Raw genomic sequence first — 12,948 nt, 5'->3', positions numbered from 1 at the left:
TTTTAGGAGCCTGGGCATCCAGAAATCTAGGGGCTATTCAGCCTTTACCATGGACCATTCCCTTTGAGGTATGATCCATTCTTTCTCGGCCTGGCTCAAGGCCAGAAAGAGGAGCTTAACCGCCGCGTCGTCATTGGGGGGAATGCCCTCTGGCCCGGACGGCCCGCCTGAGCCTGGCGTTCAGCGCTTCTATGGCATTGGTCGTATAGACCAGTTTCCGGACGTCGGCAGGGAAGAGTAGAAAGGAATGACCTCCCCCCATGCCCCCTCCCAGGACTGGACGATCGCTGCATATTTCCGGCCCCAGGGGCTTTCGGCAAAGGCGGCCAGAGCGGTTTTTCCTGTCTCGGCATCCACCGCCCGGTAGATATCCTTCAAAGCCGTGACCACGGATTTGCGGTCTTTCCAGGCAACGAAATCCAGCGAATGGCCCAGCAGATGAACGATGCAGATCTGCGCTAGGGTTTTGGGGAAGACGGTGCGGATGGCGCGGGGAAAGCCCTTGAGTCTGTCAACCACGGCCAGTAGGACACCCTCGACGCCACGATGGCGTAGCTCGTTCATGACACGGAGCCAGAATTTGGCGCCCTCTTTCTGCTCGATCCGCAGGCCGAGGACCTCCTTCGTGCCGTCGGCGCGTACCTCCAGGGCGATATGCACAGAGGTGGTCCCCATTTTTCGGACAGGGCGATAAGCTATCATCTGGCCTGAACGAGGACGGGTTTTATGGGCAAGGTTACGCGGAAGAGGTATGCGGCAGAGTTCAAGTCACGGGTTGCGCTGGAGGCGATCCGTGGGGAACTGACGCTGGCGGAACTGGCTTCGAAACATGGGGTACATCAGACGATGATCGCCCAGTGGAAACGGCAGGCGATCGAGGGGATGGCGGCGACCTTTTCCGGGAAGACGGTGGCTGAGCCCCCGGTCAGCCCAGCTGACGTGGAGAAACTGCACGCGAAGATAGGCGAACTTCTCGTGGAACGGGATTTTTTACGCGATGCCTCTGCTCGGTTGGGCGTGATCAGAGGCGGCAGATGATTGACCCGAAGAGAGCATGCCTGCCGATAATCCGGCAATGCACGCTGCTGCAACTCAACCGGTCGGGCGTCTACTATCGGCCTGTGCCACAGAGCGAAGCCAATCTGGAGCTGATGCGGCTGATCGACGCCCAGTTCCTGGAAACGCCGTATTATGGCTCACGGCAGATGACATGGCATCTGCGCCGCCAGGGACATGAAGTGGGCCGCAAGCGGGTCCGGCGGCTCATGGCGATCATGGGCCTGCGGGCGATCTACCAGAAGCCGCGCACGACCGTGCCCCATCCGGAGCATCGGAAATATCCATATCTGCTACGGGATCTGGTCATCAATCGGCCTGACCAGGTCTGGTGTTCCGATATCACATATATTCCCATGAAACGGGGATTTCTCTATCTCGTGGCGATCATGGACTGGTTCACGCGCAAGGTCCTGTCCTGGCGTCTGTCGAACACGATGGACGTGGAGTTCTGTATCGAGGCGCTACAGGATGCCCTCATGCGCTATGGCGCCCCGGACATTTTCAATACTGACCAGGGGTCGCAATTTACGACACCCCGTTTCAGCGGGATACTGGAAGAGCGTCAGATCCGCATCAGCATGGATGGGCGCGGTCGCTGGCTGGACAACGTGTTCATCGAGCGTCTGTGGCGGTCGCTGAAATACGAATGCGTCTACCTGTACGCGTTCGAGACCGGATCAGAGCTGAGGGCCGGGCTTGGCAGATGGATCGCCCATTATAACGAAAGGCGTCCGCATACGGCGCTGGCTGGACGAACGCCCGATGAGGCGTATCATGACGTGCCGACGCCATCTGGTCCGGGGTTAACCCCGGACCAGATGGCCAACAGCAACGCCGTCAGAAGGGCGGCATAACAACAACCGGGTATAGCTTATCAAGCCCGCAAAACTGTCCGAACGGACGGGACCACCTCACACCGCCTTGTTGCGCACCATGCCTTCATCGCGGATCTTCACCCGCAGTGCATCGAAGAACACTACCGGATAGACCGCCTCCAGCGGCGCTGTCACTTCGTCCAGAACGGCGTCGGTGATGACGCTGATCAGGTCCGGCAAAGCTTCCATCCCATAGATTTCAAGCAGATGCTCTGGATCTCACATATGCTCATCCCACGCGCATACATCGAGATGATCCGACCGTCGAAGCCGGGAAACCGCCTTATCGCAAAGGAAAAAGACGCCACGATCGCTATTACCGCAATCATGCGAAAGCTCGTCATCCTCGCAAACGCCCTGCTCTACAAAGATCACTTCTGGATGCCAAAAGCCGCCTGACCACAACGGATACTCTCAAGACGATAAAAAATGACCGAATTTGGTTACTAAATGACCAGAACTGGGCAGACGCAAGCATATACTCGATATTAGGTAACACCCCTTGGCACGGCTGAAACGGGGTGTAAAATGTCATCACAGTTCATTTTCCATTGCATGTCGGGACTACCGCGCTCGGGATCCACGCTTCTGGCCGCCATTTTAAGACAAAATCCATCTGTTCAGCATGCCGGAATCACTTCACCTGTCTTACCCATGATAGTAAAAATATCTTCCATCATGGTGGAGGGAGAACTAACAACAGAATTTAACGAAACGCAGCGTAAAAAATTAATTTCTGGGATTATAAATAATTACTACTCAAACAAAGAATCGCCGTTTATTGGAAATATTGTTTTTGACAATCACCGCATGTGGTGCACCCGTTTAAATCTATTAGATTATATTCATCCACATTCGAGGGTAATTTGTTGCGTTCGAGACCCTGTGTGGATAATCAATTCCTTTGAAAGAATTATTCAATCCGATCCATTGCTTGGTTCTCGTTTGATTCCAATTGAACATCGCGGCACCCTGCATGAACGAGTTGAAGCTCTTCTTTCAAGTGGGGGGGCTTTCGGGTATTGCTGGAAAGCTATCAGGGAAGCATTCTATAGCAAATTTGCTAAAAAACTAATCATTGTTGACTATGATACTCTAACAAAAAGACCCAAAGAAACCTTAATGAGGTTAGAATCTATTCTAGGCATTAAACATCACATATATGATCTTAATAATATAAAATTCAATGATGCGAATAAATTTGATGAAAATTTAAACACTATTGGACTTCACTCTGTTGGAAAATATATCCACTCTCCTTCAAGATGCCTTACATTGCCCCCGGATATCGTATCTCGATTGGCGGGCTGCATGTTCTGGAGAGACCCTTCCGAAAATCGGGAAAATGCAGACATTATCTGCGATACCTGACTCTACCTCCTCTTAATAATGAGGGAGAAAATCCAAAAACTTTACGAAAATCAGAAGAAAAATGACTAGGATTACTGTAACCAATATCTGATGCGATCATCACTATTGATGCTTCATCCTGACTCAACCTACGATATGCAGCATGCATACGCTCTTCGTGAAAAATCATGTAGGGACTCTTTCCAAAAAGCCGGCGGAATCCACGTTGAAGACTGGAGACACTCATTCCACCATATTTAGCAATCTGTTCCAACCGAGGTGGCTGACTAAGATCTGAAAGAATCATATCTCGTGCGTATAGAAGACGCTGATCACACCCAGACAACTGCGCTCTTGTCTCGCGCATCCCAAGAGTTGGAGCTTCTAAAATATATCCTGCTAATGCAAGCGCCTTACCCAGAAATATTATTGAATTATTTTTTTTAATTGATAATCCAGAGAGAGTTTCCAGTATCCAGTTTGCGCCCTTATTAATCTCAATATTATTCATGTTTTCTAAAAAATAATGACCACTCGCAATATTTTTGGAGAGCGCAGAACTTTCCTCTCCCATCCATTCAATCGCTTTTTTAGAAGGAAGAGATAGAGTTAACCCAATAACGTGGCCTCTAGTTTTATAATCTATCACCGTTCCAGGACGATAACTGACATAATTCACTCCTTTTATCTGAAATCGTTCATAGCGCATGAAACCATCGCGACATGTCATACCTGTTGCTCCTCTTCCCGTCAGTTGAAGAGCAAAGTGTAATTTATCGTCATCATGAAATATGCTATAATCTAAACTCCCTTCATGATTCCGCCATATATAAACTTCTACGCCTTCCGGAAGTGAAGCAAGGCTAACATTTTGGTTCAAATTATATTTTCTTATTTCATCCATGCTGCCATTTAAGAAATTATTCGCTGATATCACGTTTTCTTCACAATTATTCACTGTGATTCCTCCTTTTTAAATCTTAAAATTTACAATTATGGCAAGATATACCGTCATATTCCGAATATGGCTCATTTATTGGATTATGCCGACTGACGGATGTCAATAACCCGAAAAATTGCAGTAAGTTAGCAGCCTAAAAATAGACACCGGAGCTCACGTGCAAGCCTCCTTGTAGAACCTCCAGACCTAGATGCCCATCTGCTTCGCCTTGTCAGTCAGAGGTTATCCTAATTGCCCGATCCCCAGAACACCATGACGCCGATGGGCAGGGCTTGCAGCAGGGCGTCGTTGCGCCGGAACGGGGCGGCCTTGCCATGCCGGTTCCGGTCGGGTTTGAACCCGATCTTGGGATCAGCCAGCACCGAGGCGCTCCATTTTCACCGAGCAGATCTCGCTGACATCCTGTTCTTTCTGACTTCGCTGCTGGGTCACCCCGTTGCGATCAAGATCACGCTCCAGCTGCCCGACCATGCAGTGAAAGACGGCGACCGTGGACCAGAGCAGCGGTTCGAGATCAGGTTCCAGCTACGTGTCGGTCAGCGTGGCTGATAGGGCATGGCAACGGGAGCCTTGCCCTTTCCGTTCGGTGCCAGCTAGGTACGCTGGACGCCTGCGATCAGAGCGGGCCAGGTCTCGGTCGGGCTGTCGGTATTGGCGCGGTATTAACAATCAGGATGGAAACGTAGGGATGAGAGGTCTGACAGGCAAGTCAGGTCACGATGCAGCAGTCAGGTTTCCACCATTGTCTCTGCAATAGAGCGGGACATGGCCCAGAGTCGTCTCGCAGCACCGCCAACTACTGATGCCTGCGGGGGCCAGCGCAGTTTCTCATGGGCAATATGCGGTGTAGCAGAAACTTAGCGGCCCATTCCCATCCTTACGTACGCGAAAGCAGATCTAATGGCGAGATCCCGACCATTCCAGAGCGTCTACAACCACGATGCATTATGCCATAGGAAACTTAACCATATCGATCGACGCATCTCCCTGGCGCACCAATTCCAGCCCAGCCACAAATGTTGCAGCTACAGCCGCTCGACGACCAATATTTCCCTGATGTTCGGTAGACGCCATCGCGGGAACACACTCCCATATGCTCCGAAAGGTTCCGTTCCTTATTTTCTCACGCATAAGGACCAATGCATCGGTCACGCGCCAGTAGGAGAGCACATCGATCCGATAGATCGGAACAGATGTCTCGACCCTCACCAATTCCCGTTCCAGCGCAGCGAGACAGGCTTCCATCAGACTGAAATACGTCCTCTGCCGTACAGAAACACTACGATCCACGTCTGTTCCGCCCCGCGTAAAAACCGACACGCCAAGCTGCGGTCGTGCTTCCAGCCAGTCCGCTGCCGCGCGCATCTCCAGCAGCCCCTCGATCTGGCCGACCGTCCGGCGCGCCTCCTTTTCGGCAATCTGTTTTTCTGCCTGCGTGGCAAACAGTAGCCGCGAGCGCAGGAACACCAGCCGGGCAATCCAGATCACCCAGTCCGCGCGCTGCATGAGCGGCGTCGTGCGCGCCAGCCGCTCTGCCTCGGCGACAAACTGGGCCGCCAGATCCGCGATGGACAGCACACCCAGATCCAGACGCTGCCGTTCCGCCAGATCCAGCAGCAGGTCCAGCGGCCCGTCAAACCCCTCGACATGGAACTCGGGCACAACCGGGCGCGGCAGCCGGCGCGGCGGATCACCCCAGTCTTCCTCCTCGTCAGGCAGCATCGGCGGTCTTCCCGGCATCAGCGCGCGCGTATTGCGGCCGGATGTCGAAAACCAGCTCTGGCCAGTCCGTCCGCACCCGCTCCAGCGCCTGCCACGGCGTCCACTCCGCCGACCAGAAGCGGTAGACCAGCCGGGCGCTGCGGCGGGCGCGCTGGTCGCGCGGGGCTTCGACCTCTACCCGGCGCAACGGCAGCAGCGTGCCCCACTGCGCCTGCAGCCAGGCCGCCGCCGCACGGGAGTCCAACCCAGCCTCCAGAATGAGACCGGGAACCGGTACCAGCCGGTGCAGGTCAAAGGCACAGGCGGGCGTGCTCGCCGCCTGGTGCTGCAGGGCAATCCGATGCAGGCGCTCGGATGCCTGGCGCAGCAGCCGGGCCAGCGTCACCGCCTGCGCCCCCTGCCCGGCCATCGGCGCCAGCAGGCGCGCCTGTTCATAGTCAAAATCCACCTGCCAGGGGATGATCCCCGGCCCCTGGGCCGCTGCCCGGAACCGGGCCACTACGTCCACCGGACCGCTTACCGTGAGCGTCGTCCGGATCCAGTCCGGCGTCGGTCTCAACGTGTGTTGGCACGCTGGCGTCCGGACTGAGGACTCTGGCGGGGATCCCGATTTTGTCCGCCGTGTCCGGTGGGCAGGACGATCCGAACGCCCCAGCGCCCGGTCCAGCACGAACCGGATCCCCGGCACCGACAATGGATCCCCGACGGTACCGTGCGCATCGATCCCCCGGAAGGCTGCTCCCCAGCGCAGTTGCGCGGCATCGCGCCAGGCCGCCCAGGACCGCACCGGACAGACGGCCGGTTCCCGGCGTCGCCGCAACCGGCGCAACTGGTGGCGCCCCGACCGGGGCCGCAGCAGGGCGACGGCCATCCCGTCTGCCGTGTCGGTGATGTCTTCCACCGTCAGCCGGGCCAGCGCCTCAGCACCAATGTCCAGCGTGGCCGCCAGCAACAGCAAAGCCCGGTCGCGCAGGCCGGGCAGGTCTGGCCGGCAGCGTCGCGCGGCGGCCAGCAGGGAAGCCGCATCGACCCCGGCCCCGGTCCGACGCACCCGCGTAGCGGGCAGGGCCACATCGAGCCCCTCGCCATTGGCGGCACACCATGCCGTCAGCGCCGCGCGATCTACCACCAGGCTCTGCCGCGGCCGTCCGGCCTTCGCCCGAGCCTCCAGCCATGCTGCCACCGCGATAGGGTCGACCGGAAAGCAGAGGCCGACTGCCTGGGTTCCGACGAAAGCGCGCCACGATGCTGCGTAAGCTCGCGCCGTGGCCGGCGACAGGCCGGTCGGCGGCCGCGCCGCCTGCAACGGTCGGTCAGTCTCAGCCATTCGGATGGGATCCCCGGTTTTCCGCCCCGAACGCCCTGCGGGCCGATCCCGAACGGGCTTTCGAAGAGGGCAGCCTGCCCATCTTCAGCGGGAAGCCGCGCCTCCTGACCCTGACCATATTAAGGCGTGTGCGCTTCATACAACACGTCGTATCATGTTAACAGGTTTTGGAGAATGGAAAAGCGCCCGATTGATCCCGAAAGGCGCGGTTTCCCGGACTTTCTGGTCTCTCCCTACCCCGCCGGGCTAAATCTCACCGATCAAAAACCTACTTCCGATAAGTTATCTTGTCGGAAGTAGATGAAAAATTCCAAAATGCCTGCTAAAATCCCGAAATGCGCCTGTTTCCGAGCCTTTTCGCCAAGCCTGTCTGCGTACCCCTTCCCTGCTGCCCAAGTGATGGCCAGGGATCCTACGTACGGGCAACCCTGCCATGCTGAGCGACGTCCGGATCCTCGGCACCAGCAGGCAAGCACAGGCCGCACTGCACGCCCGCGTTGACCCCCTGACACGGCAGCGTCTGGCCGAGACACAGGATCCGGCGCGCTGGTGCGAAATCCTCTCGACCGCGCGGTTCACACCACCCCTGCCCCTGCTTCTGGCGGGCATCGAATTGCCGGACGGTAGCTATTCCCCGGATACCCCCCTCGCCCAGGGCGTGCCGTATGCCTCGGCCGCCCAACAGATGGCTCAGGACCACGTTGCGGATGTCCCATCAGGGTTCGAACTGGCCGTCGGACTGGAAATCGATGATGGCACACCCTGTTTCCTGGCCTGGTTCCGGCCGCTCCAGCCCGTAGGGACCTGTCCCGAGACGACAGAGGCGCCGCCTGCGCCTGTCGGCCAGCCGGCCGCTGCCGTCGCGCAATGGTTTTCCGTCGTCTCGGCACAGCCCGTCCCCGAACATGATGGCCGCCTGGCTACGGCCCGTCAGGCGGCCGATGCCTATATGCATCGCAGCAAGGCTGAGAACACACTGCGCACCTATCGCGCCGCCGTCCGGTCCTGGTGTCGCTGGGCTGCCGGTCATGCCCTGCCCGCCCTGCCGGCCCGTAGCGAGGACGTTGCCGCCTATCTGGCCGACATGGCGCTGCAGGGCCGCAGGACCAGCACCATCGACCTGCATCGGGCCGCCCTGCGCTACCTGCACCACCTGGCGCAGATTGCCGTACCCACCGCCCACCCGATGGTGACCGCAACGCTTGCCGGCATCCGTCGGGAGGCAAAGGAGACCCTGCCCCGCCAGAAAACCGCGCTCACCTGGGACAGGCTGGTCCGGGTCGTCGAAGCTATCAGCCCACACGATCTGGTCGGTGCGCGGGACCGGGCCATTCTCCTGCTCGGTTTTGCCGGCGCGTTCCGGCGCTCCGAGCTTGCCGCACTGAAGGTGGACGACATCACGGTGGACGAGGATGGCATGCAGATCCGGCTGGGCCGGTCCAAGGGGGATCCCCAGCGCAAGGGTACTCTGATCGGCATCCCGCGGGGCTTGACCCGGAACTGCCCGGTTCTGGCATACGAGACCTGGCTCCGGCAGGCCGGGATCACGGAAGGTCCGGTCTTCCGGCGCATCTGGTCCGCGCGGGACCGCAGGGCGGGCACCACTCCCGTCGGGCCCCTGCCCAGGATAGGGCCGCACGCCCTGTCGGACCGGGCCGTCACGGACATCATCCGCAAACGCTGCGGCGACACCCACCTTGAGGGGGACTTTGGCGGACACAGCCTGCGCCGCGGGGCCATCACCACGGGCGCAAAGGACGGGTATGATCTCCTGGAACTGAAGCGCTTCTCGCGGCACAAAAGCCTTCAGGTCGTCGAGACCTATATCGACGAAGCCAGCATCAAGGCCCGGCACCCGGGAAGATCGAGATTCTGAGCCTGTCTTGACCCCTGCCTCCAGAGCGCTTCAACTCGCCTTCAACCGCGACACGTCAGGGCGGATCAAAGAGAGGAAACAGCGTCATGGGTTCCAGAATTCTTGTTGTCGGCGCCGGCGCCGTGGGTGGGTATTTTGGCGCGCGCATGGCCAGCGCCGGGCATGACGTGACCTTTCTGGTGCGCGAAAGGCGCCTGCAGCAGCTCCGTGCCGGGGGCCTGTGCCTGATCAGTTCCGTTGGCAACGTCACCATCGCCCCCCGGATGGTGATGGCCGGTGGGATTGAGGGTCCCTACGACATCATCCTGCTCAGCGTAAAAGCCTATTCCCTGACGGGTGCAATGAACGATTTTGCGCCTGCGGTAGGACCACAGACACGGATTGTCCCGCTCCTCAACGGCATGCAGCATCTTGATATTCTGGCAGACCGCTTTGGCCCTGCCGCGGTCATGGGGGGGACGTGCTTTATCGTCAGCAAGCTTGATGCGCAGGGGCGCATTGTCCAGACGGGCTCCCTCCCCCGGCTTTCCGTGGGGGAGCGGGATGGTCGTGAGACGCCAGCGGCGCGCAGTATTGCGGAAATCTTGTCGGGTCCCGGATTTGAAACCGTGTGTTCCACCCACATCCTGCAGGATATGTGGAACAAATGGGTTCTGCTCGCCTCCCTGGGCAGCATCTGCTGCCTGATGCGCGGAACCGTAGGGGATGTCGCCACCCAGCCAGCAGGTCAGGCCTTTGCGCAGGCAGTTATCCATGAATGTGCGGCAACGGCCGCTGCCGCCGGTTATCCCCTGCGGGATGCCACCCTGAAGAGCACTGTCAGTCTCCTGACGAAAACGGACTCCACCCTGACGTCCTCCATGTTCCGGGATCTGCTGCAGGGCGCTCCTGTGGAGGCGCAGCAGATTATTGGTGACCTGGTCAGGCGGGCACGCGTCCATCAGATCCCGACGCCTCTCCTGGATCTCGCGGATCTGAATCTGCGCGTGTACGAACAGCAAAGGCATGCGTGAAGACGCACAGGGCGGACACGAGGTACCGGCGGACACATCCGCTTCAGAGATCATGGCCGCCTTATTCGACGATAATTCTTCCCACATGAACAGCCGGAATGAAACGTCTGACTTGGGAGAAAGGAGATAGTCGGCTGTCATAGGGACTACCAAAAACAGGCTTTCGCAGCATTCAAATTCATGACAGGGGGTAGAAATATTCAAGTGATTTCATCCTGCACATGACAAGTATCAGGTCGGCATCTAAATGTTTTCTATAGTTAAAATGCAAGCTCCTTTCCCTGGAAGGAGCTTGCGGGAAAAAATAGGGTGTCAGCGAGCAAGTGGATAATCGGTATAGCCTTCTGCACCCTGCGAGTACCAGGTGCGGATATCGTCCTTGTTCAGGGGCAGATTGTCTTCCAGACGACGCACGAGGTCCGGATTGGCGATGAATGGGCGACCGAATGAAATGGCATCTGCAACACCGGTTGCAACTGTCTCGATCGCTTCATCGCGTGTGTAGTCCTGATTCAGAACCAGCGGCTTCTTAAACACTTCGCGGATCGGGCCATGCAGCTTGGGCTGATCGGTCTTGCCGAACGTGCCATTCGGTCCGGGTTCGCGCAGTTCAAGAAAAGCGATGTCGAGGTCGTTCAACAGCTTTGCCGCCGGCACAAAAACCTGCTTGGGATGGCTGTCGATGCAGCCCTGCGTATCGCCATTGGGGGACAGCCGTACTGACGTTTTGTCCGCGCCAATCGTTGCGATCACGCGTTCCGTGACTTCACGCAGAAAGCGGATGCGCTTTTCCGGCGAACCGCCATACTCGTCGGAACGATGGTTGGTGCCGTCCCGCAGGAATTCGTCGATCAGGTAACCGTTGGCGGCATGAATCTGCACACCGTCAAAGCCTGCCTGAAGAGCATTGCGAGCGGCGTTTTCATAATCGTCCAGGATGCGGGCAATGTCCTCCCTGGTAAGAGGACGGGCAATTTCGGGAGCCTGTTTGCCGTCATAAGTATGGAGCGCTTCAGGTGCTTTTGTCGCCGAGCAGGACACAGGCTGCTGACCCGTCACGCTGGAATGCACCATGCGGCCCATGTGCCAGATCTGGGCCACGATCTTTCCGCCCTTTGCATGGACTGCAGCGGTGATAGGCTTCCAGGCTTCTACCTGTTCCTGCGACCACAGACCCGGCGCATACGGCCAGCCAAGACCTTCGCGGCTGATACCAGTCGCTTCCGAGATAATCAGACCGGCCCCAGCGCGTTGCGCGTAATATTCGGCCATGATGGGAGTGGGTACATGCTCGCGGGTGCCCCGGCCACGTGTCAGCGGCGCCATGAGAATTCTGTTTTTTGCGTAAATGCTTCCCAGTTCAATCGGCTCAAACAGGCTGGGCATGACAGATCCTTCTTAAAAAACGCAGTTCCTAGGGATTTGGGAAGCCTCATGTGGAATACAAGAGGTGGTCCCCATTTTTCGGACAGGGCGATAAGCTATCATCTGGCCTGAACGAGGACGGGTTTTATGGGCAAGGTTACGCGGAAACGGTATGCGGCAGAGTTCAAGTCACGGGTTGCGCTGGAGGCGATCCGTGGGGAACTGACGCTGGCGGAACTGGCTTCGAAACATGGCGTGCATCAGACGATGATCGCCCAATGGAAGCGCCAGGCGATCGAAGGCATGGCAAGCCTTTTTTCTGGTAAGTCAGTAACGGAACCTTCAGTCAGCCCTGCTGATGTAGAGAAACTGCACGCCAAGATCGGCCAGTTGCTGGTGGAACGGGATTTTTTGCGGGATGCCTCTGCTCGGTTGGGCGTGATCAGAGGCGGCAGATGATTGACCCGAAAAGAGCATGCCTGCCGATAATCCGGCAATGCACGCTGCTGCAACTCAACCGGTCGGGCGTCTACTATCGGCCTGTGCCACAGAGCGAAGCCAATCTGGAGCTGATGCGGCTGATCGACGCCCAGTTCCTGGAAACGCCGTATTATGGCTCACGGCAGATGACATGGCATCTGCGCCGCCAGGGACATGAAGTGGGCCGCAAGCGGGTCCGGCGGCTCATGGCGATCATGGGCCTGCGGGCGATCTACCAGAAGCCGCGCACGACCGTGCCCCATCCGGAGCATCGGAAATATCCATATCTGCTACGGGATCTGGTCATCAATCGGCCTGACCAGGTCTGGTGTTCCGATATCACATATATTCCCATGAAACGGGGATTTCTCTATCTCGTGGCGATCATGGACTGGTTCACGCGCAAGGTCCTGTCCTGGCGTCTGTCGAACACGATGGACGTGGAGTTCTGTATCGAGGCGCTACAGGATGCCCTCATGCGCTATGGCGCCCCGGACATTTTCAATACTGACCAGGGGTCGCAATTTACGACACCCCGTTTCAGCGGGATACTGGAAGAGCGTCAGATCCGCATCAGCATGGATGGGCGCGGTCGCTGGCTGGACAACGTGTTCATCGAGCGTCTGTGGCGGTCGCTGAAATACGAATGCGTCTACCTGTACGCGTTCGAGACCGGATCAGAGCTGAGGGCCGGGCTTGGCAGATGGATCGCCCATTATAACGAAAGGCGTCCGCATACGGCGCTGGCTGGACGAACGCCCGATGAGGCGTATCATGACGTGCCGACGCCATCTGGTCCGGGGTTAACCCCGGACCAGATGGCCAACAGCAACGCCGTCAGAAGGGCGGCATAACAACAACCGGGTATAGCTTATCAAGCCCGCAAAACTGTCCGAACGGACGGGACCACCTCAACAACA

The 12,948-nt window shown here is 57.8% G+C and carries 10 protein-coding genes and 4 pseudogenes; 6 read left to right on the top strand and 8 right to left on the bottom strand.

The annotated features are described in order from the left end of the window. Positions 1–33: 33 nt before the first annotated feature. Positions 34–663, bottom strand: a pseudogene (locus S101446_RS16130) (IS256 family transposase); the annotation flags it as partial. 63 nt (positions 664–726) lie between these two features. Here S101446_RS16130 and S101446_RS16120 point away from each other — a divergent pair. Then, positions 727–1,913 (top strand): IS3 family transposase gene (locus S101446_RS16120; RefSeq protein WP_118963845.1). Its coding sequence is split into 2 segments (ribosomal slippage): positions 727–985 and positions 985–1,913, totalling 1,188 coding nucleotides; the frame shifts between segments, so codons are not numbered across the junction. A 60-nt stretch (positions 1,914–1,973) separates the two neighbouring features. Here the strand turns inward: S101446_RS16120 and S101446_RS16115 are convergent. Continuing rightward, positions 1,974–2,218, bottom strand: a pseudogene (locus tag S101446_RS16115) (transposase); the annotation flags it as partial. Here S101446_RS16115 and S101446_RS17825 point away from each other — a divergent pair. Both S101446_RS17825 and S101446_RS16110 read left to right on the top strand, forming a co-directional pair. Beyond that, positions 2,160–2,333 (top strand): hypothetical protein, encoded by a 174-nt coding sequence (locus tag S101446_RS17825; RefSeq protein WP_244184690.1) that lies wholly within the window; start codon positions 2,160–2,162, stop codon positions 2,331–2,333. The pseudogene S101446_RS16115 and the gene S101446_RS17825 sit on opposite strands and share 59 nt — an antisense overlap. Positions 2,334–2,462: 129 nt before the next feature. Continuing rightward, on the top strand, positions 2,463–3,305 hold the full coding sequence (locus S101446_RS16110) for a sulfotransferase (RefSeq protein WP_087608933.1): 843 nt from the start codon (positions 2,463–2,465) through the stop codon (positions 3,303–3,305). On the opposite strand, the gene S101446_RS16105 is transcribed toward S101446_RS16110, so the two are convergent. The 5 genes and pseudogenes from S101446_RS16105 to S101446_RS16085 form a co-directional block, all read right to left on the bottom strand. Next, complete coding sequence (locus S101446_RS16105) at positions 3,289–4,242, bottom strand: helix-turn-helix transcriptional regulator (RefSeq protein WP_157684868.1); 954 nt, start codon at positions 4,240–4,242, stop codon at positions 3,289–3,291. The genes S101446_RS16110 and S101446_RS16105 overlap by 17 nt on opposite strands. Positions 4,243–4,431: 189 nt before the next feature. Continuing rightward, positions 4,432–4,800 (bottom strand): annotated as a pseudogene (locus S101446_RS16100) (hypothetical protein); the annotation flags it as partial. 41 nt (positions 4,801–4,841) lie between these two features. Then, positions 4,842–5,054, bottom strand: a pseudogene (locus S101446_RS18515) (DUF7146 domain-containing protein); the annotation flags it as partial. Positions 5,055–5,190: 136 nt separating this feature from the next. Next, positions 5,191–5,967, bottom strand: coding sequence for a segregation and condensation protein A (locus S101446_RS16090; RefSeq protein ID WP_087608931.1), 777 nt, complete (start codon positions 5,965–5,967; stop codon positions 5,191–5,193). Then, positions 5,957–7,294: a site-specific integrase gene (locus S101446_RS16085; protein ID WP_208620585.1), complete on the bottom strand. Its 1,338-nt coding sequence runs from the start codon at positions 7,292–7,294 to the stop codon at positions 5,957–5,959. Before S101446_RS16085 ends, S101446_RS16090 begins: the two co-directional genes overlap by 11 nt. Before the next feature lie 433 nt (positions 7,295–7,727). On the opposite strand from S101446_RS16085, the gene S101446_RS16075 reads away from it, so the two are divergent. Then, entirely contained in the window at positions 7,728–9,170 is a 1,443-nt protein-coding gene (locus tag S101446_RS16075) for a tyrosine-type recombinase/integrase (protein ID WP_087608928.1), read from the top strand. A gap of 86 nt (positions 9,171–9,256) precedes the next feature. Further along, positions 9,257–10,183, top strand: coding sequence for a ketopantoate reductase family protein (locus S101446_RS16070; protein WP_087608927.1), 927 nt, complete (start codon positions 9,257–9,259; stop codon positions 10,181–10,183). 312 nt (positions 10,184–10,495) lie between these two features. Here S101446_RS16070 and S101446_RS16065 read toward each other — a convergent pair whose 3' ends face one another. Beyond that, complete coding sequence (locus tag S101446_RS16065) at positions 10,496–11,569, bottom strand: alkene reductase (protein ID WP_087608926.1); 1,074 nt, start codon at positions 11,567–11,569, stop codon at positions 10,496–10,498. A gap of 126 nt (positions 11,570–11,695) precedes the next feature. Here S101446_RS16065 and S101446_RS16055 point away from each other — a divergent pair. Continuing rightward, a protein-coding gene (locus S101446_RS16055; RefSeq protein WP_089179083.1) for an IS3 family transposase occupies positions 11,696–12,882 on the top strand; the annotation gives its coding sequence in 2 pieces (ribosomal slippage) (positions 11,696–11,966 and positions 11,966–12,882; 1,188 coding nt in all). Positions 12,883–12,948: the final 66 nt, after the last annotated feature.

It is taken from the genome of Komagataeibacter europaeus, from assembly GCF_002173515.1.
Classification (GTDB): Bacteria; Pseudomonadota; Alphaproteobacteria; order Acetobacterales; family Acetobacteraceae; genus Komagataeibacter; species Komagataeibacter europaeus.
The sequence above is the reverse complement of the archived record's forward strand: the minus strand, read 5'-3'. Positions and strand labels throughout refer to the sequence as shown.

What these genes read in the sequence shown, in the direction of transcription:
- S101446_RS17825 (WP_244184690.1), top strand. Translation starts at nt 2,160, where the DNA reads ATGCTCATCCCACGCGCATACATCGAGATGATCCGACCGTCGAAGCCG.
- S101446_RS16110 (WP_087608933.1), top strand. Translation starts at nt 2,463, where the DNA reads ATGTCATCACAGTTCATTTTCCATTGCATGTCGGGACTACCGCGCTCG.
- S101446_RS16090 (WP_087608931.1), bottom strand. Translation starts at nt 5,967, where the DNA reads ATGCTGCCTGACGAGGAGGAAGACTGGGGTGATCCGCCGCGCCGGCTG.
- S101446_RS16085 (WP_208620585.1), bottom strand. Translation starts at nt 7,294, where the DNA reads ATGGCTGAGACTGACCGACCGTTGCAGGCGGCGCGGCCGCCGACCGGC.
- S101446_RS16075 (WP_087608928.1), top strand. Translation starts at nt 7,728, where the DNA reads ATGCTGAGCGACGTCCGGATCCTCGGCACCAGCAGGCAAGCACAGGCC.
- S101446_RS16070 (WP_087608927.1), top strand. Translation starts at nt 9,257, where the DNA reads ATGGGTTCCAGAATTCTTGTTGTCGGCGCCGGCGCCGTGGGTGGGTAT.
- S101446_RS16065 (WP_087608926.1), bottom strand. Translation starts at nt 11,569, where the DNA reads ATGCCCAGCCTGTTTGAGCCGATTGAACTGGGAAGCATTTACGCAAAA.